This window comes from Pseudomonas tremae (genome assembly GCF_001401155.1).
Taxonomy (GTDB): Bacteria; Pseudomonadota; Gammaproteobacteria; order Pseudomonadales; family Pseudomonadaceae; genus Aquipseudomonas; species Aquipseudomonas tremae.
In genome coordinates this window covers 91,314-113,603 of the sequence record NZ_LJRO01000313.1, presented here as the reverse complement: position 1 = coordinate 113,603, position 22,290 = coordinate 91,314, and the positions used below count along the sequence as shown (strand labels likewise).

Annotated in this window: 21 protein-coding genes and 1 other RNA gene; 4 read left to right on the top strand and 18 right to left on the bottom strand. The window is 59.7% G+C overall.

Features of this window, described 5'->3' with window-relative positions; all coding sequences use genetic code 11:
• From ftsA to rsmI, 16 genes are all read right to left on the bottom strand, one after another.
• A complete protein-coding gene (gene ftsA / locus ALO43_RS18240; RefSeq protein WP_003364017.1) occupies positions 1-1,257 on the bottom strand; it encodes a cell division protein FtsA in 1,257 nt (418 codons plus the stop codon).
• 14 nt (positions 1,258-1,271) lie between these two features.
• Positions 1,272-2,141 carry a cell division protein FtsQ/DivIB gene (locus ALO43_RS18235; protein WP_005890178.1) on the bottom strand — a complete coding sequence of 290 codons (870 nt, stop codon included), beginning with the start codon at positions 2,139-2,141 and terminating at the stop codon, positions 1,272-1,274.
• 3 nt (positions 2,142-2,144) lie between these two features.
• Positions 2,145-3,104: a D-alanine--D-alanine ligase gene (locus ALO43_RS18230; protein WP_054997880.1), complete on the bottom strand. Its 960-nt coding sequence runs from the start codon at positions 3,102-3,104 to the stop codon at positions 2,145-2,147.
• Positions 3,101-4,561, bottom strand: a complete 1,461-nt coding sequence (gene murC, locus ALO43_RS18225; RefSeq protein WP_005890176.1) for a UDP-N-acetylmuramate--L-alanine ligase — start codon at positions 4,559-4,561, stop codon at positions 3,101-3,103. Before murC ends, ALO43_RS18230 begins: the two co-directional genes overlap by 4 nt.
• Positions 4,554-5,624, bottom strand: coding sequence for an undecaprenyldiphospho-muramoylpentapeptide beta-N-acetylglucosaminyltransferase (gene murG, locus ALO43_RS18220; RefSeq protein ID WP_024668816.1), 1,071 nt, complete (start codon positions 5,622-5,624; stop codon positions 4,554-4,556). Before murG ends, murC begins: the two co-directional genes overlap by 8 nt.
• Positions 5,614-6,828, bottom strand: a complete 1,215-nt coding sequence (gene ftsW / locus ALO43_RS18215; RefSeq protein ID WP_005890173.1) for a putative lipid II flippase FtsW — start codon at positions 6,826-6,828, stop codon at positions 5,614-5,616. Before ftsW ends, murG begins: the two co-directional genes overlap by 11 nt.
• A complete protein-coding gene (murD, locus tag ALO43_RS18210; protein ID WP_024668815.1) occupies positions 6,825-8,171 on the bottom strand; it encodes a UDP-N-acetylmuramoyl-L-alanine--D-glutamate ligase in 1,347 nt (448 codons plus the stop codon). The genes ftsW and murD overlap by 4 nt, the downstream gene beginning before the upstream one ends.
• 5 nt (positions 8,172-8,176) lie before the next feature.
• A complete protein-coding gene (gene mraY / locus ALO43_RS18205; RefSeq protein ID WP_005890169.1) occupies positions 8,177-9,259 on the bottom strand; it encodes a phospho-N-acetylmuramoyl-pentapeptide-transferase in 1,083 nt (360 codons plus the stop codon).
• Positions 9,259-10,629: a UDP-N-acetylmuramoyl-tripeptide--D-alanyl-D-alanine ligase gene (locus ALO43_RS18200; protein WP_005890167.1), complete on the bottom strand. Its 1,371-nt coding sequence runs from the start codon at positions 10,627-10,629 to the stop codon at positions 9,259-9,261. Before ALO43_RS18200 ends, mraY begins: the two co-directional genes overlap by 1 nt.
• On the bottom strand, positions 10,622-12,088 hold the full coding sequence (locus ALO43_RS18195; RefSeq protein WP_024668813.1) for a UDP-N-acetylmuramoyl-L-alanyl-D-glutamate--2,6-diaminopimelate ligase: 1,467 nt from the start codon (positions 12,086-12,088) through the stop codon (positions 10,622-10,624). The genes ALO43_RS18200 and ALO43_RS18195 overlap by 8 nt, the downstream gene beginning before the upstream one ends.
• Positions 12,088-13,818 (bottom strand): peptidoglycan D,D-transpeptidase FtsI family protein, encoded by a 1,731-nt coding sequence (locus tag ALO43_RS18190; protein ID WP_005890163.1) that lies wholly within the window; start codon positions 13,816-13,818, stop codon positions 12,088-12,090. The genes ALO43_RS18195 and ALO43_RS18190 overlap by 1 nt, the downstream gene beginning before the upstream one ends.
• On the bottom strand, positions 13,815-14,108 hold the full coding sequence (gene ftsL / locus ALO43_RS18185; protein WP_003340690.1) for a cell division protein FtsL: 294 nt from the start codon (positions 14,106-14,108) through the stop codon (positions 13,815-13,817). The genes ALO43_RS18190 and ftsL overlap by 4 nt, the downstream gene beginning before the upstream one ends.
• Entirely contained in the window at positions 14,105-15,046 is a 942-nt protein-coding gene (rsmH, locus tag ALO43_RS18180) for a 16S rRNA (cytosine(1402)-N(4))-methyltransferase RsmH (RefSeq protein WP_083492198.1), read from the bottom strand. Before rsmH ends, ftsL begins: the two co-directional genes overlap by 4 nt.
• 2 nt (positions 15,047-15,048) lie before the next feature.
• On the bottom strand, positions 15,049-15,504 hold the full coding sequence (gene mraZ / locus ALO43_RS18175; RefSeq protein WP_005620303.1) for a division/cell wall cluster transcriptional repressor MraZ: 456 nt from the start codon (positions 15,502-15,504) through the stop codon (positions 15,049-15,051).
• Positions 15,505-15,811: 307 nt separating this feature from the next.
• Positions 15,812-16,169, bottom strand: an RNA gene (gene rnpB / locus ALO43_RS18520) — RNase P RNA component class A.
• A gap of 76 nt (positions 16,170-16,245) precedes the next feature.
• The gene (gene rsmI / locus ALO43_RS18170; protein ID WP_024691041.1) at positions 16,246-17,115 is read right to left on the bottom strand and encodes a 16S rRNA (cytidine(1402)-2'-O)-methyltransferase; all 870 of its coding nucleotides are present in this window, start codon (positions 17,113-17,115) and stop codon (positions 16,246-16,248) included.
• 281 nt (positions 17,116-17,396) lie between these two features.
• Here rsmI and ALO43_RS18165 point away from each other — a divergent pair, with 281 nt between their 5' ends.
• The 4 genes from ALO43_RS18165 (at position 17,397) to ALO43_RS18150 (ending at position 20,918) form a co-directional block, all read left to right on the top strand.
• On the top strand, positions 17,397-19,211 hold the full coding sequence (locus tag ALO43_RS18165) for a penicillin-binding protein activator (RefSeq protein WP_024691042.1): 1,815 nt from the start codon (positions 17,397-17,399) through the stop codon (positions 19,209-19,211).
• Positions 19,211-19,582, top strand: coding sequence for a YraN family protein (locus ALO43_RS18160; RefSeq protein WP_005890153.1), 372 nt, complete (start codon positions 19,211-19,213; stop codon positions 19,580-19,582). Before ALO43_RS18165 ends, ALO43_RS18160 begins: the two co-directional genes overlap by 1 nt.
• Before the next feature lie 167 nt (positions 19,583-19,749).
• Complete coding sequence (locus ALO43_RS18155; protein WP_024668808.1) at positions 19,750-20,343, top strand: phosphoheptose isomerase; 594 nt, start codon at positions 19,750-19,752, stop codon at positions 20,341-20,343.
• Positions 20,340-20,918 (top strand): BON domain-containing protein, encoded by a 579-nt coding sequence (locus ALO43_RS18150; RefSeq protein WP_005890149.1) that lies wholly within the window; start codon positions 20,340-20,342, stop codon positions 20,916-20,918. Before ALO43_RS18155 ends, ALO43_RS18150 begins: the two co-directional genes overlap by 4 nt.
• A 47-nt stretch (positions 20,919-20,965) precedes the next feature.
• Here the strand turns inward: ALO43_RS18150 and ALO43_RS18145 are convergent, their stop codons facing one another.
• A complete protein-coding gene (locus ALO43_RS18145) occupies positions 20,966-21,376 on the bottom strand; it encodes a ClpXP protease specificity-enhancing factor (RefSeq protein ID WP_005890148.1) in 411 nt (136 codons plus the stop codon).
• 17 nt (positions 21,377-21,393) lie between these two features.
• Positions 21,394-22,011: a glutathione S-transferase N-terminal domain-containing protein gene (locus tag ALO43_RS18140; protein WP_005890147.1), complete on the bottom strand. Its 618-nt coding sequence runs from the start codon at positions 22,009-22,011 to the stop codon at positions 21,394-21,396.
• Positions 22,012-22,290 lie beyond the last annotated feature (279 nt).

Here is a 22,290-nt window from a genome sequence, read left to right as displayed (position 1 = left end):
TCAGAAATTTCCCTGCACCCAACGCTTGATCCGCTCAAGCACCGGAGCCTTGGTCTCGTCGCTGTAACTGCTGTTGCCGACAATCCCGGACAGCGAAATGCCATCCGATTGCTTTTGCAGCCCGTACATCAACAGGCCTACGCCAGTCGAGTAGATCGGGTTGCGCACGACATCCGCGAGCCCTTTGACGCTGTGCGGTACGCCGAGGCGCACCGGCATGTGGAAGATTTCCTCAGCCAGCTCTACCGCACCTTCCATTTTTGCCGTACCACCGGTCAGCACGATGCCGGCCGGGATCAGGTCTTCGTAGCCGCTGCGACGCAACTCGGCCTGGATCAGGGTGAACAACTCGTCGTAACGAGGTTCGACCACTTCGGCCAAGGCCTGGCGCGACAGCTCGCGAGGTGGACGGTCGCCCACGCTCGGTACCTTGATGGTTTCCCCTGCACCGGCCAGTTTGGCCAGGGCGCAGGCATAACGAATCTTGATTTCTTCGGCGTACTGGGTCGGGGTACGCAGCGCCATGGCGATGTCGTTGGTGACCTGATCGCCGGCAATCGGGATGACCGCGGTGTGACGAATGGCGCCTTCGGTGAAAATCGCGATGTCGGTGGTACCGCCACCGATGTCCACCAGGCAGACGCCCAGCTCTTTCTCGTCGTCGGTCAGCACCGAATAGGCCGATGCCAGTTGCTCGAGAATGATGTCGTCGACTTCCAGGCCACAACGGCGCACGCACTTTTCGATGTTCTGCGCGGCATTCACGGCGCAGGTCACTACGTGTACCTTGGCTTCCAGTCGCACGCCGGACATGCCCAGAGGCTCGCGCACGCCTTCCTGGTTATCGATCACGTAGTCCTGAGGCAAGGTGTGCAGCACGCGCTGGTCGGCAGGAATGGCCACTGCCTGGGCGGCATCAAGCACACGCTCAAGGTCGGCGGAGCTGACTTCACGGTCACGAATCGCCACGATACCGTGGGAGTTCAGGCTGCGAATGTGGCTGCCCGCAACACCGACGAACGCCGAGTGAATACGGCAGCCGGCCATCAATTGCGCCTCTTCGATTGCGCGCTGGATCGACTGCACAGTCGACTCGATATTCACCACCACGCCCTTCTTCAGGCCGCGTGAAGGATGGGTACCGATACCCACGATTTCCAGCGAACCATCGGCCGCGACTTCGCCTACCAGCGCCACCACCTTGGAGGTACCGATATCCAGCCCGACGATCATTTTGCCGCTTTGCACGTTTGCCATGGTCTTGCCTCTTATCAATTCTTCGCGACGGCGGGTTTTTCCGTCGTTGCCGCTGCCGGGTCACGCCAACCGACCGCCAGGCCGTTGGAGTAGCGCAAGTCGACACGCGCGATATTCGTGATTTGTTCTTTCAGCGTTTTGTCGTAAATCGCGATGAAACGGCGCATTTTTTCGACGAGGTGGTCGCGTCCAAGCAACAATTCGATACCCGGGCCAGCACTACCGGCGCCTGTTGTCAGGAACCAGCTGCCGCGCTCGCGCAGTTCAAGGCGCACGATGGAGAAGCCCAGAGGGCGCAACATCTGACTCAACACCTGATACTGCTGCATCACCTGCTGTTGGGCCCGCTGCGGACCGAACAACTGGGGAAGATGTTCATAGTTGGACAGTTCACGCGGCGTGAAAGCCTGCCCCTGGTTGTTCAACAACGACTCGTCGCCCCAACGGGCAACCGGCAGTTGCTCTTCAAGACGAATCACTACCTGATCCGGCCAGACACGACGCACCTCGGCGTGCGCAATCCACGGCATCTGCTCCAGCTCGGTGCGCATGGCCGTCAGGTCGATCTTGAAAAAGCTCGACGCCACGTACGGCGCAATCCGCTGCTGCACGGCCTGCTGGCTGATGTAACTCAAATCGCCCTGCACATTGATGCGGGTGATCGGCCGATCGGCATACGGCAACAGGCGCTGTGCTGCCTCATAAGTGCCGAAGCCCAGAACCACCAGCAGCACCGGCCACATCAGACGCTTCAGGAAACTGAAGTTGGCCTTGGGCAGACGCGCCGACAGAGGCTCCTTGGCCACCATCCGGCTGGCGCCACGCGGCACCGGCTTGTTGCGGCCGGGAGCGGGTGACTGAGGACGTGCCGACGGGCCGTACATGCCTTACCCTCTCGCCTGAACGCTGTCGGCCAGAATCGCCAACACCAGTTGTTGAAAATCCAGACCGGCAGCACGCGCCGCCATCGGGACCAGGCTGTGATCGGTCATGCCGGGCACGGTATTAACTTCCAGCAACCAGAACTTGCCCTGCGCGTCCTGCATGACGTCCGTGCGCGCCCATCCGGCAATGCCAATGGCATAGCAGGCGCGTGCAGCAAGTTCTTTGAGTGCCTGTTCCTGAACATCGCCAAGCCCGCACGGGATACGGTATTGCGTATCCGAAGCCAGATACTTGGCGTCGTAATCGTAAAAACTGTGAGGAGTACCAAGGCCGATGGGAGGCAGCACCTGCCCACGCAGAGAGGCCACAGTGAACTCAGGGCCCTGAATCCACTGCTCGACTAAAACTTGCGAATCGTAGGTACTGGCGGCTTTCCAGGCGGCGATCAATTCATCGACGCTGTTCACCTTCGCCATACCGATACTTGAACCTTCATGGGCCGGTTTGACGATCAAAGGGAAGCCCAGTTCCGTCGCGGCGCAAATACAATCGTTCTCGTTTTCCAGCACCGCATGCAGTGGCGTCGGGAGGCCCAGACTCTGCCAGACCTGCTTGGTCCGCAGCTTGTCCATCGCCAGCGCAGAAGCCAGTACGCCACTGCCTGTGTAAGGGATTTCAAGACACTCGAGCAGCCCTTGCATGGTGCCGTCTTCGCCACCGCGTCCGTGCAGAACGATGAAGGCACGGTCGATCTTTTCACTGACCAGACGGTGCAGGAAATCATCCCCCACATCGATACCGAACGCATCGACGTCCGCATCGAGCAGCGCCTTAAGCACTGCATTGCCCGAATTCAGAGAGACTTCCCGTTCGGCACTCTTGCCACCGAAGAGCACGGCGACACGGCCGAAGCTTTTCGGCTCCAGTGTCGAGCGCAGGGAAGACAGGGCGGCGGCTGTCATTTCAGCTTACCTTCGGTTGAAGCCACTTTGGCGCCGACGAACAGCGGGCTTTTGAGCAGCTGTGGCGCAAGGCCACCGATGTCCCCGGCGCCCTGGCACAGCAGAATGTCGCCAGCGCGCAGCAATGGCTTGACCAGTGGTGCCAGCTCGACGCCACGCTCGATGTAGATCGGGTCCAGCTGGCCGCGCTGACGAATGCTGTGGCACAGGTTGCGGCTGTCCGCACCCGGAATCGGTTCTTCGCCGGCCGGGTAGACTTCCATCAGCAACAGTACGTTGGCATCGGCCAGCACCTGCACGAAGTCGTCGTACAGGTCGCGTGTGCGACTGAAACGGTGTGGCTGGTAGACCATCACCAGGCGACGATCCGGCCAGCCACCGCGTACTGCATTGATCACGGCAGCCACTTCCCGCGGGTGGTGACCATAGTCGTCGACCAGCATCACGTTGCCACCGTCGACAGGCAATTCGCCATATACCTGAAAGCGCCGACCGACGCCCTGAAAGCCCGACAGACCTTGAACGATGGCCTCGTCACTGACGCCTTCGTCGGTCGCAATGGCGATCGTCGCCAGCGAGTTGAGCACGTTATGGTTGCCGGGCATGTTCACCGACACGTCAAGTGGCTCGCGGTCGCGGCGCAACACGGTAAAGAAAGTCAGCATGCCGTCCTGACGCACGTTGATCGCACGTATGTCGGCAGACTCGCTGAAGCCATAGGTCAGCGTCGGGCGCTTGACCATCGGCAGGATTTCACGCACCACAGGATCGTCGATGCACATCACTGCCAGACCGTAGAACGGCAGGTTGTGCAGGAACTCGACAAAGGTCTTCTTCAGCTTGTTGAAGTCGCCTTCATAGGTCGCCATGTGATCGGCGTCGATGTTGGTGACCACTGCAACCAGTGGCTGCAGGTGCAGGAAGCTTGCATCGCTTTCATCGGCTTCGGCGATCAGATAACGGCTGGTGCCCAATTGCGCGTTAGTGCCGGCAGCATTCAGCCGGCCGCCAATCACGAACGTCGGGTCCAGGCCACCGGCAGCGAACACAGAAGCGATCAGGCTGGTGGTGGTGGTTTTACCATGTGTGCCAGCAACCGCGATGCCGTGGCGATAGCGCATCAGCTCGGCGAGCATCTCGGCGCGTGGCACGACGGGAATACGGCGTTCCAGAGCCGTAGCCACTTCCGGGTTGGAGGTGTTCACGGCGCTGGACACCACGAGTACGTCGGCACCCACGGTGTTTTCGGCACGGTGACCGACAAAAATCTGCGCACCGAACGATTCGAGACGATCGGTAACCGGGGAGCTCTTGAGGTCAGAGCCAGAAACTTCGTAACCCAGGTTCAGCAGCACTTCGGCAATGCCGCACATGCCTACGCCGCCGATACCGACGAAGTGGATGCGACGGATACGGCGCATTTCAGGTTGTGGCATGGCGCGTTGATTCTCAACCATGAGCCACCTCCACACAGATATCCACAACAGCGTTAGTGGCATCGGGCCTGGCCAGGCGACGTGCAGTGCGGGCCATGCTGTTCAATTGTTCGGGTTGCATCAAAACCTCTTTCAGGCGTGCGGCCATCTCGGCGGCGCCAGTTGTCGCTTGTGGCATGACGAAGGCTGCGCCTTCTCGGGCCAGATAGTCAGCGTTACGAGACTGATGGTCATCAATCGCGTGGGGCAGTGGTATCAGCAACGACGGCAGACCGGCGGCGGCCAGTTCACTGATGGTCAATGCGCCTGCGCGGCAGACCACCAGGTCGGCCCAGCCATAGGCTTGGGCCATGTTCTGGATAAATGGCGCGACTTGCGCCTCGACGCCTGCGGTGCGATAGCGCTCTGCAGTAACGGCGTCATGATTCTTGCCCGACTGATGAAACACGTCGGGCTGGATGTCCTGAGGCAGCCGGGCCAGCGCCTCGGGCAGCAGTTTGTTCAAGGGTTCCGCGCCCAGGCTGCCGCCCAGAACCAACAGACGAGCCTTGCGTCCGGCCAGCGCCTGACGCGGAGTTTCCAGAAACAGCTCGACCCGCACCGGGTTGCCCGTGGTGCGACGCTTGGCAGATGCAGCGAACGTGTTCGGGAATGCTTCGCACACGCGGCTGGCAAACGACGCCAGGCTGCGATTGGCAGTTCCTGCAACGGCGTTCTGCTCATGAATGATCAACGGTACGCCCGCCAGCTTCGCCGCCAGTCCGCCTGGGCCTGTGACGTAGCCACCAAAACCGACCACGCAGACCGGCTTTAACTGGCGCACGACCTTGCGGGCCTGCATCAGGGCCTTGAGCAACATCAAAGGGGCCTTGAGCAACGACAAGCGACCCTTGCCACGCAGACCGGTGACGTTGATCAGGTGCAGCTTCAGACCGGCCTGGGGCACCAGCTCGTTTTCGATGCCGCGTGGCGTGCCCAGCCAGTGGACGTTGTAGCCACGTGCCTGGAACTCGCGTGCGCAGGCAAGCGCCGGGAACACATGCCCGCCGGTACCACCCGCCATGATCAGCACGTTAGCGTCCATTGGGCGTGTCCTCGGCGAAATCGCTTTCCTGGAACTCGGCTTCTTCGCTGCCCATGTTGTTGCGCGATTCCCATTCGATGCGCAGCAGCAGGCCCAGGCTTGCACAGCAGATAACCAGCGAGCTGCCGCCATAACTGAGGAAAGGCAGCGTCAGACCCTTTGTCGGCAGCAGACCGACGTTCACGCCGATGTTGATCAGGAACTGACCGATCCACAGGAACGACAGGCCGTAAGCCACATAAGCGCCGAAAAACTGCTTGGCTCTTTCTGCCCACATGCCGATGTACATGCCCCGAATACTGACAAACAGGAACAGCGCGACAGTCAGCAGCGAGCCGACAACGCCCAGCTCTTCGGCGAGTACCGAGAACACGAAGTCGGTGTGCGCTTCTGGCAGGTAGAACTGCTTCTGTACGCTGTTGCCCAGACCGACGCCGATCCACTCACCGCGCCCAAAGGCGATCAGCGCCTGGGTCAATTGGTAGCCGGAGCCGAACTGGTCAGCCCACGGGTCAGTAAAGTTGGTCAGGCGCGCCATGCGGTATGGCTGTGCCTGAACCAGCACCACCACCGACGCCACTGCCAGCACCACCATCAGCGAGAAGCGGAACAGGCCGACGCCACCGAGAAACAGCATCGCGGCTGCCGCGCCCATCATTACGACAGTTGCACCGAAGTCTGGCTCCATCAACAACAGGCCAGCCATCGGCAAAAGCACGATGAACGGTTTGAAGAAGCCCATCCAGCTTTCACGCACTTCCTGCTGCTGACGAATCAGGTAGCCAGCGAGGAAGATCACCACAAATACCTTGGCGATTTCGGATGGCTGCACGTTGAACGCGCCGAAGCCGATCCAGCGCATAGAACCGTTCACCTCGCGCCCGATTCCCGGCACCAGCACCAGCAGCAAAAGGCCGAACGCACCGAGCAGCATCAGCCAGCCCAGACGTTGCCAGGTGGCGACCGGAATCATCATGGTCACGCCGCAGGCGCCCAGACCGATCAGCAGGTACACCAGGTGGCGGGTCATCATGTACAGCGTATTGCCGGACTGCACGGCAGCCACTTCCGACGAGGCAGAAGTAATCATCACCAGGCCAAGGCCCAGCAGAGCCAGACAGCCGACCAGCATCGGGAAGTCGAGGTCGATGCCGCGCCCGCTGATCAGCGGCGATGGATAAGGCTTGATCACACCGAAGATCATGACAAGCACTCCACTGCCTGCGCGAACACACGTCCGCGCTCTTCATAATTCTTGAACATGTCCAGGCTGGCGCATGCGGGGGAAAGCAATACAGCGTCGCCGCCTTGAGCCAGCGATGCGCTGCGCTCTACAGCGGCCTGCAACGTGTCGACGCGGATCAGCGGAACTGCATCCCCCAACACCTGGGCAATCAGTTCGGCGTCGCGACCCAGCAAGACGACCGCGCGGCAATGTTCTGTCACTGGTGCGCGCAAACCGCTGAAGTCAGCACCCTTGCCATCGCCACCAGCGATCAGGACCAGCTTGCCATCGATGTCCGAACCCAACCCCTTGATGGCAGCCAGTGCAGCGCCAACGTTGGTGGCCTTGGAATCGTTGTAGTAATCCACACCGTCATGCTCGCGCAGCCATTGGCAGCGATGCTCCAGCCCGGTGAACTCGCGCAGGCTGGCAAGCATGGCCTCGAATGGCAGGCCCACAGCGTGCCCCAGCGCCAGCGCAGCGAGTGCATTGGCCTGATTGTGCGCACCGCGCACTTTCAGATCACGCACCGGCATCAGGTTTTCGAACTGGAACGCCAAGTACTTTTCGCCGTTCTCTTCGCGCAGACCGAAACCGTGAAAATCAGGCTTGTTGAGGCCAAACGTCCAGCAAGGCAGACCTTCGCCGATCAGCGGGCGGGACAGCGCGTCCTGACGATTGACCACCACTTGCCGGGCACCGCGGAATATCCGGTGCTTAGCCTGATGGTAAGCAGGCAGACCGGTATAACGGTCCATGTGGTCTTCGCTAATATTCAGCACGGTCGCCACTTCAGCATTGAGCTGGTCGGTGGTTTCGAGCTGAAAGCTGGACAGCTCCATCACATACAAATCGATGTCATCACTGAGCAGGTCGAGCGCCGGAGTGCCAAGGTTGCCGCCCACCGCGACGCGCTTACCTGCGGCCTTGGCCATGTCGCCGACTAACGTGGTGACTGTGCTTTTCGCATTCGAACCCGTGATGGCGATAATCGGTGCCTTCGCGTAACGCGCGAACAGCTCGATATCGCCAGACAGCTGCACGCCGCGTGCATGGGCCTGCTGCAGCGCAGGGGTGGCCAGCGCCAGACCGGGGCTGACATACAGCTCGTCGGCACGGCAGAGGAAATCGACGTCCAGCTCGCCACAACGCACTTCCACCTGCGGATACTCACGACGCAAGGTCGCCAGCTCAGGAGGATTCTCCCGCGTGTCGGCCACAGCAAAGGACACGCCCCGGTTCGCCAGGAAGCGAACCAGTGACATGCCACTTTTGCCAAGCCCCACAACAATGCGGAAGCGGTCGGAAACGATCAGGGACACTCGTTTTACCTCAGTTTCAGTGTGGCAAGGCCGATGAGCACCAGAATCACGGTGATGATCCAGAAACGGACGATCACGCGTGGCTCGGGCCAGCCTTTGAGTTCAAAGTGGTGGTGAATCGGCGCCATGCGAAACACCCGGCGGCCGGTAAGTTTGAAAGACGCAACCTGAATGACCACTGAAAGTGTTTCCATCACGAACACGCCGCCCATGATGAACAGGACCATTTCCTGACGCACGATAACGGCCATGGTGCCCAACGCCGCGCCGAGCGCCAGCGCACCGACGTCGCCCATGAAAACCTGTGCCGGATAGGTGTTGAACCACAGGAACCCGAGCCCCGCACCAATCAGCGCCCCGGAGAACACGATCAGTTCACCCGCCCCCGGAACATAAGGAATCAGCAGGTACTCAGCGAACTTCACGTTACCCGACAGGTAGCAGAAGATGCCCAGAGCGCCGCCGACCATCACGGTCGGCATGATTGCCAGGCCGTCCAGACCATCAGTCAGGTTGACGGCGTTACTGGAGCCCACGATCACGAAATAGGTCAGCACGATGAAGCCGATGCCCAGCGGAATGCGAACATCCTTGAGCATTGGCACGATCAGCGTGGTTTCAGTTGCTGAAGGCGCAGTCGTATAAAGAAAGATGGCTGCGCCAAGGCCGAACACCGACTGCCAGAAGTACTTCCAGCGGCTGGGCAAGCCCCGAGAATTCTTTTCGATCACTTTGCGGTAGTCATCGACCCAGCCGATGGCGCCGAACAGGAAGGTCACCAGCAACACAACCCACACATAGCGGTTGCTGAGGTCAGCCCACAGTAAGGTGCTAATGCCGATGGACGACAGGATCAGCGCCCCGCCCATGGTCGGTGTGCCGGATTTCGACAAGTGCGACTGCGGACCGTCATTGCGGACCGACTGGCCGATCTGGCGCATCTGCAAAGTGCGGATCATCCATGGACCCAGGCACAGCGACAGCGTCAGTGCGGTAAGCACGCCAAGAATCCCGCGCAGAGACAGGTACTGAAAGACCGCAAAGCCTTTGTAGAACTGTTGTAGAAACTCGGCCAACAGCAGCAGCATTAATGTTTCTCCAGGCTAGAACCGCACAAGGCAGCTACGACGTTTTCCATCGCAGCGCTACGCGAGCCCTTGATCAATAAAGTGGTATTAGGGTCCTGCTCGGCGCCCAGCGCTGCGATCAGCTCTGCCTGACTGGCAAAGTGATAGGCATGTTCACCAAAGGCGCTGACGGCATGAGTCATCAGCGGGCCGACGGCATACAGGGCCGACACTTTGCCAGCGGCGTAGGCACCTACTTCGCGGTGCCCCTGCTCGGCCCAGTCGCCCAGTTCGCCGATATCGCCCAGCACCAGTACGGTACGGCCGGTGAAACCGGTTAGAACATCGACGGCAGCGTTGATCGACGCAGGGTTGGCGTTGTAGGTGTCATCAATGACGCGAACGCCATTACTGGCGATCTGCGCGACCGCCCGGCCCTTGACCGGTTGCACGTTGTTCAGACCGGTGACGATGCCTTCCAGCGACACGCCCAGGGCACACGCAGCAGCCGCAGCGGTCAGGGCGTTAGTGACGTTATGCGCACCCAACAGGTTGAGTTGCACCTGTGCTTTGCCCAATGGGCTGTTGAGCGTGAAACCCGGGCAGCCTCTGGCATCCCGGCTGAGGTCACTGGCGTACAGATCGGCGGCCGTGTCAGCCAGTGCGAAGGTCAGCACAGCACGATTGCCTGCACGCTTGCGCCAGATCGGAAACGCCTTGTCTTCCAGGTTCAGCACAGCCGTGCCGGTAGCGTCCAGACCTTCAAGGATCTCGCCCTTGGCCTCGACGATTTTGTCCGGACCGCCGAACTCGCCCACATGGGCAGACCCGGCGTTGGTGATCATGGCCACATGCGGCTTGGTGAGGCTGACTGTGTAAGCGATTTCACCGACGCGCGAGGCGCCCAGCTCAATTACAGCCGAGGTGTATTCGGGAGCCAGCTCCAGCAGGGTGAGCGGCACACCGAGCTCATTGTTCAGGTTGCCACGCGTCGCCAGCACAGGCCCGCGCGTGCGCAGGATGCTTGCGAGCATCTCCTTGACCGTGGTTTTGCCACTGGAACCGGTGACTGCAGCAACAGGCTTGTCGACAAACGCATTGCGATTCATCGCGCCCAGCTGGGCAAGGGCCTTGCGGGTGTCGAGCACAACCAGTTGCGGCAGCGTTGCGCCTTCAACCTCGCGCTCGACCAACGCGCCGACTGCACCTTTGGCCGCTACTTGTTCAAGGTATTCGTGACCGTCGAAACGCGGACCGGTCAAGGCCACAAACAGTTGCCCCGCCTGAATACCACGGCTGTCGGTGCTCACGCCGTCGAAACGGCAATCGCCACCTACCCTGCGGGCATCAAGCGGCACGAGCAACTCAGCGAATGTCATGGGCTTAAGCATTGGCAGCCTCCCACGCGGCAAGCGCTCGGGCAGCTTCTTCAAGATCAGAAAACGGCTGACGCTGGCCGCTGATTTCCTGGTAGTCCTCGTGCCCTTTGCCAGCAAGCACTACAACATCATCAGCGCTGGCACCGGCGATCAACTCGGCAATGGCCTGAGCGCGTCCCTCGATGAAGCTCACCTTGTCGGCGGCCGCAAAGCCCGGACGGATGTCGGCGAATATCTGAGAAGATGATTCGTTGCGAGGGTTGTCGTCAGTGACGCAGATACCGTCGGCCAGTCGCTCGACCACTTCCGCCATCAGCGGACGCTTGCCGCGATCGCGGTCGCCACCGCAACCGAAAAGGCACAGCAAGCGACCTTTGGCATGAGGGCGCAGTGCTTCGAGCACTTTTTCCAGCGCGTCCGGGGTGTGCGCATAGTCAACGACCACCAGCGGCTTGTCAGCACCACCCAGACGCTGCATGCGTCCGACCGGGCTTTCGAGTTTTGGCAGTACCTTGAGGATTTCGTCCAGCGCGTAATCCAGCCCCAGCAAAGCGCCGACCGCAGCCAGCACATTGCTCAGGTTGAACCGGCCCAACAGGCTGCTGCGCAGAAAATGCTCGCCTTGCGGCGTAACCAGCGTGGCGCGCACGCCATCGTCATCGAATTTGGCTTCGCGACAATACAGATACGCCGAGCTGTCCAGCTGGCTGTAGGTGATCAGACGCGATTCCTGCTTGAGACCAGCCATCTGACGGCCGAAATCGTCGTCAAGGTTGATCACCCGGCAGTTCAGATTTGGCCATGCGAACAATTTGGCCTTGGCAGCGCCATAGGCTTCCATAGTGCCGTGATAATCCAGATGATCACGAGACAGGTTGGTCAGCACTGCCACGTCGAACGCCAGCGCGGTCGCCCGTCCCTGATCCAGACCGTGGGACGACACTTCCATCGCCACAGCTCGCGCGCCGGCCTTTTTCAGGTCAGTCAGCGTCGCCTGAACCGCAATAGGGTCAGGCGTGGTGTGGCGACCGCTTTGCAGCGAACCATAGAAACCGGTGCCCAGCGTGCCGACGATGCCGCAGCGCTGACCCAGTGCGTCAAGCGCCTGGGCAACCAGCTGAGTGACACTGGTCTTGCCATTGGTGCCGGTGACGCCAACCAGGTTCAGCCTGCGGCTTGGATCGCCGTAAAAACGACCTGCGATGTCAGAAAGCTGCGCAGCAAGCCCCTTGACCGGAATCAGCGGCACGTCAGTGAGCGGCAGAACGTTGGAGCCTTCTACCTCATACGCCACTGCCGCCGCGCCGCGCTTGAGCGCATCGGCAATGTGCGCGCGACCATCAGCCTTGATGCCCGGCACAGCCAGAAACAGATCGCCCGGACGCACGTTACGGCTGTCCAGGGTCAACTCGCGAATCAGTGGATCGCGGTCGGTATGATTAGCGAAAATTTTGCTCAGACTCAAGGTCATCAACCACGCCCTCCTTTGGCTGCGGGTGCTGCATTGACTTGCTCCGGTGGCGCAAGGTTGTCAGGCGTCACGTTCATCAGACGCAACGTGCCGGACATGACCTTGCTGAACACTGGCGCAGAAACCAGACCGCCGTAGTAGCCGCCCTTGCTCGGTTCATCGATGACGACCACGATGGCGTAACGCGGGTTACTCATCGGTCCGAAACCGGCGAACAGCGAGCGATAGGAGTTTTCCGCGTAGCCCTTGGTGCCGATGGACGTCTTGCGTGCGGTACCGCTCTTGCCACCAACGTGATAGGACGGCACACGGGCGCGATACACGCCGCGCGGGTCTTCGATCACCTGCTGGAGCATGCCCTGCAGTGTCTTGGCGGTTTTCTCTGGAATGGCCTGAGTCGACTCTGGCTCTTTGTCTGTCTTCAAGATGGTCAGCGGTACGATCCGGCCGTTGTTGGCCAGCGCGCCATAGGCGTGTACCAGTTGCAACGCGGTGACCGACAGGCCGTAGCCATAGGACAGCGTGGCGGTTTCTGCCTTGCGCCATTCACGGTAGTTGGGCAGGTTGCCAACGCGCTCGCCAGGGAAGCCCAGACCGGTGTACTGACCGAAACCGACACGCTGCATGGCGCGGAAAATCGCTTCGCCGCCCACATCGAACGCGACTTTACTCATGCCGACGTTACTGGAGTTGATCAGAATGCCGGTCAGATCGAGGATCGGGCCTTCGGTCTTGGTCACGTCACGAATGGTGTATTTGCCGATCTGCAAAGTGCCCGGATAAACCTCGACCTTGTCGGTCGGCTTCCAGCGACCGCTGTCCAGCGCTGCAGTCATGGAAATCGGCTTCATGGTCGAACCCGGTTCGAACACGTCAATTATTGCCCGGTTGCGCATGGCGGCGGGCACCATCGTGCGACGGTTGTTCGGGTTGTAGGTCGGCTGGTTGACCATCGCCAGGACTTCACCGGTCTTGACGTCCATGATCACCATGCTGCCGGCCTTGGCCTCGTTCTCTACGATCGCGTTGCGCAGCTCACGGGTTGCCAGATACTGCAGACGCAGGTCAATGGACAACGCCAAGGTCTTTCCGGCCTTGGCATTCTTGGTCACCTGAACGTCCTTGATCAGCCGTCCACGCCGGTCCTTGATGACCTGACGCTTGCCGGGCACGCCAGCAAGCCAGTCGTCGTAGGCCAGCTCTACACCTTCACGACCGTGGTCGTCGAGGTCGGTAAAGCCGACCATGTGTGCGGTCACGTCGCCTGCCGGGTAGAAACGGCGGAATTCTTCGATGCCATAGACACCTGGCACTTTCAGATCCAGCGCAGCCTGACCCTGCTCAGGCGTCATGCCGCGAACCAAATATATGAACTCCTTAGTGGACTGCGCTTCAAGACGCTCGGTCAGGGCTTTAAGGTCCTGCCCTGTCGCCGCTGCAAGCATTGGCCACTTGGACTTGTCCTGCTGCATTTCGCGCGGGTTGGCCCACAGGGTGGTCACCGGCGTACTCACGGCAAGCGGCTCGCCGTTGCGATCGGTAATCAGACCGCGGTGAGCAGGAATAGGGATATGCCGAAGACTGCGCGCGTCGCCCTGCTCCTTGAGGAAGGTATGGTCGATGACTTGCAGGTCGACGATGCGCCAGCAAATGGCAAGCACCAGCGATACAAGAAGCCCTACGACTACGCGGAAACGCCACGGATAGAGTGCGCCCTCAAGCTTCATCATGGCGCCACCATCCGTACTTCAGCGGCGCTTGGAATGCGCATCTTCAGTTGCTCGGTGGCCAGTGTCTCGATACGGCTGTGCGCGGTCCAGGTACTTTGTTCAAGGATCAGACGCCCCCATTCTGCCTGCGCCTTGTCGCGCACGCTCATCTCCGAATACAGCGAGTTGAGCAGTTGGCGGTTCCAATGGGCACTATAGGAAACGCCGATGGCCGAAATCAGGACAGCAATAAACAGCAGCAGCATAATGAAGCTGCCGCCGGGCAGAGGTTTCAGGAACAGCCGGCTCACCTGAGCTTCTCCGCTACACGCATGACAGCACTGCGCGAGCGTGGGTTGGCCTTGGTTTCGGTATCGGAAGCGAATTGAGCCTTGCCGTGAATCTTGATTTTCGGCTCGAATGCCTTGTATTGAATAGGCAGGTTGCGCGGCATGTTGTCAGCTTCGCCCTTGGCGAGCTTACGCATGAACAATTTGACGATGCGGTCTTCAAGCGAATGAAAGCTGATGACCACCAGACGTCCACCCACTTCCAGAGCTTCCATTGCCGCTTCGAGGCCAGCTTCCAGATCGCCCAGCTCGTTGTTGACGTGAATGCGCAAGCCTTGAAAGGCTCGCGTTGCAGGATTTTTGCCTTTTTCCCAGGCAGGGTTGGCCACCTTGAGAACTTCAGCCAAGTCGGCCGTGCGCTCGAAAGGCTGGATTTCACGGCGCTGGACTACGGCGTTGGCCATGCGTTTTGCAAAGCGCTCTTCACCGTATTCCTTGAACACGCGGGCGATTTCTTCGGCGGGGGCACTGGCAATGAACTCGGCAGCACTGACGCCACGAGTCGGGTCCATACGCATGTCCAGAGGGCCGTCATTCATGAAGCTGAAGCCGCGCTCCGGGTCATCCAGCTGCGGGGACGACACACCCAGATCCAGCAGAATACCGCTGACCTTGCCTGCCAGGTTACGCTCCAGAGCTTCCGAACCCAGCTCGGCGAAGCTGCGCTGCACAATGACAAAGCGGCCGTCTTCGGCCGCTAGCGCTTGCCCGGTGGCAATCGCTTGAGGGTCCTTGTCGAAACCCAGCAGCCTTCCGTCAGGACCGAGATGGCTCAGAATAAGGCGGCTATGCCCGCCACGCCCGAACGTGCCGTCCAGATAGCAGCCATCAGCGCGCACCGCGAGAGCCTCCACGGCTTCTTCGAGCAGCACGGTAATGTGAGTAAAGCCGCTATTCATAGTCACAGGATCAAGTCACGTAATTCGTCGGGCATCGCGCCAGGTTTTTGAATGGCAGCCAGGTCAGCATCAGCAAGAGCGTTCCAGGCGTCCTCGTCCCACAGTTGAAACTTGTTGAGTTGGCCTACCAACATCACGCGCTTGTCCAGCCGCGCGTACTCGCGCAAGCGCGGAGGCACCAGAAAACGCCCGCTGCCGTCCAGCTCCAGGTCGACAGCATTACCAATCAAAAGCCGCTGCAGCCGACGGTTCTCCTCACGAAACGTCGCCAGATCACGAAGTTTTGCCTCTATCAGCTCCCATTCGGACAGCGGATAGAGGCACAGGCATGGGTCTACAGCATCGATGGTCACGATCATTTGCCCCGCGCTACGCGAATCCAACTCGTCACGGTACCGACTCGGCATAGCGAGACGGCCCTTGGCATCGAGATTGATTGCGTTGGCACCACGGAACACAGGCGCATTCTCCGAATATTAGCTTTTTGCGCTAAAAAAACCCACTTCGTGCCACTTTCTGCCACTTGCGCACACTATAGGAACCCGCCTGCCACACCGTCAAGGCACGGTCTTAAGGAAAACCCTTACATTTCGGAGATTTAGAAGCGGTATCGGACGAGAAAGGGGAATTTCACGAAGGTTCTGACGGATTAATCCCACACAGCTCAAACCATTGCGGCTCGAAGTTAATGTGATTTATGAGCTGTAAGATTTTTTTGGTATTACGAAGGGGATTTGCTGCTGAAAAGCGGAAGGTATGAAAAAGGTGGAGAGTCGATCTGTAAGCCGGGTTCTGTCGAGGACAGTCATTCCTCTACGACGGCCATCACTGGACGTCTTTAGCAACCTACCCGGTTCCAGCGCGGGCCACGCCTAGGAACCCTATTTGGTCTTGCTCCGAGTGGGGTTTACCTTGCCACGAACTGTTGCCAGACGTGCGGTGCGCTCTTACCGCACCTTTTCACCCTTACCGGCACCGAAGTGCTTAGGCGGTTATTTTCTGTGGCACTTTCCGTAGGCTCGCGCCTCCCAGGTGTTACCTGGCACTCCGCCCTATGGAGCCCGGACTTTCCTCCCCCCCTTGTTGCGGAACAACAAGAGGCAGCGACTGTCCAATCGACTCTCCGCCGACAAGGTTAGCGGCACACGCCTTCGAGAACAAGCTTTAATAGTACCTCCAGCCCTTCCAGGAACAGCTCGTCAGCCCTTTTGAGCCTCCAGCGCCACCTGATAGAGCAGGTTCTTGCGCACACCGGTGATCTCGGCAGCCAACGCGGCAGCCCGCTTCAGCGGCATCTCTTCGAGCAATAAACCCAGAACCCGGCGGGCCTCCGCCCCTACCACATCGTCTTCTTCCGGCTGCGTCCAGCCAGCCACCAGAACAACGCATTCGCCGCGCTGCTGATTGCTGTCGCCCTCGACGAACGCGCGCAGCTCACCCAAAGGCAGACCCTTGAGTGTTTCGAAAGTTTTGGTTATTTCACGAGCCAGCAGTGCATGACGGTCGGCGCCGAAGACCAGCTCCATATCCTGCAGGCATTCCAGGATCCGGTGCGGCGCTTCGTAATAAATAAGTGTACGCGGCTCTTCCTTCACCTTCTCGAGCTTTGCCCTGCGACCCACGGCCTTGGCTGGAAGAAAGCCTTCGAATATGAAGCGATCAGAAGGCAGACCAGCCGCCGAAAGCGCTGCAATCAGGGCACAGGCACCCGGCACCGGAACCACCGGCACGCCCGCGGCACGTGCCTGGCGCACAAGGTGATACCCGGGATCAGAGATCAGGGGCGTTCCGGCATCGGAAATCAGCGCGATATCGTCGCCCGCCAGCAGGCGAGTGATGAACCGGCTACCCTCGTCCCGTTCGTTATGCTCGTGGCAGGCAGCCAAAGGCGTTGATATCCCGAAGTGCTGCATCAGACGCGCAGAGTGACGCGTATCTTCTGCCGCGATCAGCGCAACTTCACGCAACACCTTCAGCGCTCGCACGCTCATATCGTCCAGATTGCCGATAGGAGTCGCCACAACATAAAGCGAACCCGGAGTGGAATTCGAAACAACCGGAACAGTCAAAACGCAAACCTCATATGTTAAAGCTGGGTGCCTGGAAAAACGCATTGTACAGGCTGCGGCCCATATCAACGGTTCGCGCACCAGGGATGCCGATAAAAAGGGAATGAAAACATGATTACGTCCAACCGTGGAGTACGGCATCCCTCTCGAATTGAACGATTTGGCCGACAGATGACCTTAACGCGACCAATATCATGGCTTTAAACACCTTCGACGTCGCACCCCGGCCAGCGCTTGGGTACAATTCTCCGTTAATTCGCTCGAGTCTCAGGAACATACCAATGATCGCTTGTCTGCGGCTGCTCTCTGCCCTCTGCCTCGCTGCCCTCCTAGCAGCGTGTGCCAGCTCGCCCTCGTCCAGCCTTGGCGAGCTGCCTCGTACCCCTGACGCCAGCATCGAGCAATTGCTCGATCAGGCCGCCAGCGCCAAAACACCCGAGCAGGCCGCAACGCTGCGCTTGAGTGCCGCCGACCTGGCCAGCCGCCAGAATGACGCAGGACGCGCTGCGCAAATCCTCGGACAGGTACAACTCGATCAGCTCAAACCCGGCCTTCAGGTGTATGCCAGCACGCTGTCCGCCGAACTGGCGATGGGCCGCAATCAACCCAAAGCGGCACTGACAGCGCTGAATCACCCAAGCATGCAGCGCCTGGGTGAACTGTCGGTCGAGCAGCAGGTTCGCACACACATGGTCAAAGCCCGCGCACTGGAAGCCGATAACCAGATGCTGGCGGCCGTTCATGAGCGGGTCTATGCAGGCCCGCTACTGCAAGGCGCGGACGCCAGCGCGAACAACGACGCGATCTGGACACTGGTCTCCGCCCTTCCAGCCGACCAGCTGCAAAGCACAGCAACCGACGACCTGGGCGGCTGGCTGAACCTTGCACGCTCGATCAAAGGCGCTGGCACGCTGGAGCAACAGCAAACCGCCATCGACAACTGGAAAGCGCAAAACCCGAAACACCCGGCCGCACTGCAATTGCCCACCGCACTTGCGAAACTGCGCGCTCTGACCAGCGAGCCAATTACTAAGATAGCGTTGCTGCTGCCGCAGGATGGCCAACTGGCAGCGGTTGCCAAGGCGCTTCGTGAAGGCTTCATGGCGGCGCACTTCCAGGCGCAGCAGGCCGGAGAGAATCCGCCCGCCATCCAGGTCTTTGACAGCTCGCGCGTCACGTCCATGGATGAGTTCTACCGTCAGGCTCAGGCCGCAGGCGCGCAACTGGTCGTCGGCCCGCTGGAAAAGAATCTCGTCAAACAACTGAACAGCCGCCAGCAACTGCCGATTACCACCCTCGCCCTGAATTACAGCGACACCAGCACCGAAGGCCCTGCGCAGCTGTATCAGTTCGGCCTCGCCGCCGAAGACGAAGCACGCGAAGTGGCCCGTCGTGCCTGGGCTGATGGCAAGCGCAGCGCCGTTGCGATGGTGCCGAAGGGTGAATGGGGCGACCGCGTTCTGGATGCGTTCCGCAAGAGCTGGCAGGCCAAAGGCGGCACCCTGATCGCTGCCGAGCACGTTGATCAGCCTGTAGAACTGGCCCAACAGGTTGCCGACCTGTTCCAGCTGCGCAACAGCGAAGGCCGTGCCCAGCGCCTGCAAAGCACAGCTGGCACTCAGGTTGCCGCTCAGCCAAGCCGTCGCCAGGACATCGACTTCATGTTCCTTGCCGCAACACCCCAGCAAGCGCAACAGATCAAACCGACCATGGTCTTCCAGTACGCCGGTGACGTTCCGGTCTACGCCACGTCGCACCTGTTCACCAACAGCAATGATCACGCGCAGTACATGGACCTCAACGGTGTGCGCTTCTGCGAAACGCCCTGGTTGCTCAATGCCGATGACCCGCTGCGCCAGCAGGTCACCGCTCAATGGCCACAAGCAGCGGGCAGCCTCGGTCGCCTCTATGCAATGGGCATCGACGCCTATCGTCTGGCTCCGCGCCTTGGCCAGCTCAAGGCAATGCCAGAGAGCCGCATCGACGGCCTGTCCGGCAGCCTGAGCATGAACCCGGATCGCCGCATCGAACGCCAACTGCCTTGGGCAGAGTTCGTGGACGGCAAAATCCAGCGCCTGCCGGACACAGCCCCTTGATGCAACGCGGCACCCGCCAGCAAGCAGGGCGCGAGGCAGAAGCCTACGCCCTGCAGTATCTGCAACAGCAGGGTCTGCGCCTCATCGAACAAAACTGGTTGTGCACACGCGGCGAGCTTGATCTGGTCATGCTTGATGGCGATACAGTAGTATTCGTGGAAGTTCGCTACCGCCGCCATTCCGGATGGGGCGGCGCGACGGAAAGCGTCGATTTTCGCAAGCAAGGTAAACTCGTCATCGCCGCGCAGCTTTTTCTGCAACATGCACCAGGCTGGGCCAGCCATCCCTGTCGTTTCGATGTGATCGCCATTGAGGGCGACCCTGGCAATGCTGCACCGTTGAACTGGATCAAAAGCGCGTTCGACAGCTGACATGCTCGACGCACGACAGCCTGAGCGCGCTGACGACATGTGCCAGGCTTTTACCTTCATTGATTTCGCTATTTGTTTTGCCGGCTGCACACCGTGTGTGCCGGATAGCGTCCGGGAGAGCCCGGCGCGTCCGCCCCGCCGCCGTACGCTCTAATAAGGTCACATTGATGGACATGCAATCCCGAATTCGCCGGCTGTTTCAGGCCAGCATCGAAACCAAGCAACAGTCGATGGAAGTCCTTGCACCCTTTATCGAGCAAGCCAGCCAGGTGATGGTCAATGCCCTGCTCAATGAAGGCAAGATGCTCGCGTGCGGCAACGGCGGCTCGGCGGGCGATGCGCAGCATTTTTCCTCGGAACTGCTCAACCGCTTCGAGCGCGAACGGCCCAGCCTGCCTGCCATCGCACTGACCACCGACAGCTCGACGATCACCTCGATCGCCAACGATTACAGCTACAACGAAATCTTCTCCAAACAGATTCGCGCACTGGGTCAGCCGGGCGATGTGTTGCTGGCGATTTCCACCAGCGGCAATTCGGCGAATATTATTCAGGCCATCCAGGCCGCACATGATCGTGAAATGATTGTCGTAGCATTGACGGGACGCGACGGCGGCGGAATGGCCTCGCTGCTGCTGCCCGAGGATGTAGAAATACGCGTACCGGCTAACGTCACAGCACGTATACAAGAAGTCCATCTGCTGGCGATCCATTGCCTCTGCGATTTGATCGACAGCCAACTGTTCGGGAGTGAAGAATGACCCCTAATCGTCTCAGCCTACTGGTTCTGACACTGTGCCTCAGCATCACCGGATGCAGTTCGGTGATCACGGCCTCACGCGACAAACCGATCGAAGACGATCGCGGCACGCGTACCTTTGGCAGCAAGATCGATGACTCACTGATCGAAACCAAAGCAGCAGTCAACATCTCCAAGGCCAACCCGGACCTGGCCGAAGGCTCGCACATCGTCGTGACCAGCTTCAACGGCATCGTGCTGCTCGCCGGCCAGACACCGCGAGCCGACCTCAAGGCCATGGCCGAACAGGCCGCCAGCTCGGTCCAGCGCGTCAAGAAGGTCAACAACGAACTTCAGGTCATGGCGCCATCGTCCTTGCTGGCACGTAACAACGATGCCTGGCTGACCACCAAGATCAAAGCCGAGATGATCGCCGATGCATCGATCCCCGGCTCACGCATCAAAGTGGTGACCGAGAACGGTATCGTATTCCTGCTGGGCCTGGTGACCCAGGATGAAGCCAATCGCGCCGCCAACCTTGTACAGGGCGTTTCCGGCGTGCAAAAGATCGTCAAACTGTTCGAGTACATCGACTGACGCTCAAAAGGCAGACGTGAAAAAGGCGATCCGAGGATCGCCTTTTTTTATTTCACCACTTTCAGACTCGGCCTGCCGCTTGGACGCGGCGGCTCGCTGTCTGGCGGCGTATCGTCTTCGATCTCGACATCATCAGCCTCTTCCATGGAAGGCTCCAGATCGAAAACCATGCCCTGCCCATTCTCCCGGGCATAAATACCCAGAATGGCGGCAACCGGCACGAAAAGCGTATGCGGCACGCCGCCGAAGCGGCCTTCAAAGCTGACAGCTTCGTTATCCATGTGCAGATGACGCACTGCACTGGGCGACACGTTCAGGACAATCTGACCATCATTGGCAAACCCCTGCGGGACCTGCACGGCGGGATACTCCGCATTGACCAGCACATGCGGGGTGCAATCGTTATCGACGATCCACTCATAGAGAGCGCGAACAAGATAAGGGCGACTGGAGTTCATTAACGGCTCCTTAAGCCTTAGCGCATTTCACGTTCGGCAGCAGACAGACTCGCCTGAAAAGCCTCACGCGCAAATTGGCGCTCCATGTAATCAAGCAACGGCTTGGCAGGCCGCGGCAGTTCAATACCCAAAATCGGCAAACGCCAGAGTATGGGGAGTAGACAGCAGTCAACAAGACTTAGCTCGTCGCTCATGAAAAAAGCTTTTTCCGCAAACAGCGGGGAAACCCCCGCCAGACTTTCACGCAGCTCCTTGCGCGCCTGAACACGGGCCGGCTCTTTGCTGCGCGAGTCGAGAATCAGATCGACAAGACCGCACCAGTCACGCTGAATGCGATGGATCAGCAGACGGCTGTTGGCACGAGTGACAGGATAGACAGGCAACAAGGGTGGATGCGGATAACGCTCATCCAGGTATTCCATCACCACCGTCGACTCGTACAACGCCAGGTCACGATCGACCAGGGTAGGTACGCTGCCGTACGGATTGACTTCAATGAGCTGCGGCGGGTGCCGACCTGCAACAACCTCAATGATTTCGGCGCTGACACCTTTCTCCGCGAGCACGATGCGCACGCGATGGGAATAGTGGTCGGCGGGGTCGGAGTAACAGGCCAACCGGTTGGTCACGCCCATGGCGATCCTCCTCGCTTGTTAAAATTTATCGGACAGACGAACGAACGCGCCTCATGGGCGCCTCCGATAATGAACGCAACAGGACAGGTGTTCGTCGCGGGCGACAAGATAGCTCATTTAGCGAAGTAAATTCTGTAATCTTCGTCGACAGGCGCATAAACATCGCAATATCCACGTTGAACGCCCACCTTGGAAATACCTGACCAGTAAAAACCACACCCATAAAAAAACGCCCAGCCCCGCGAAGGGCTGGACGTTCTTTCTTGAACGAAGAGCGAA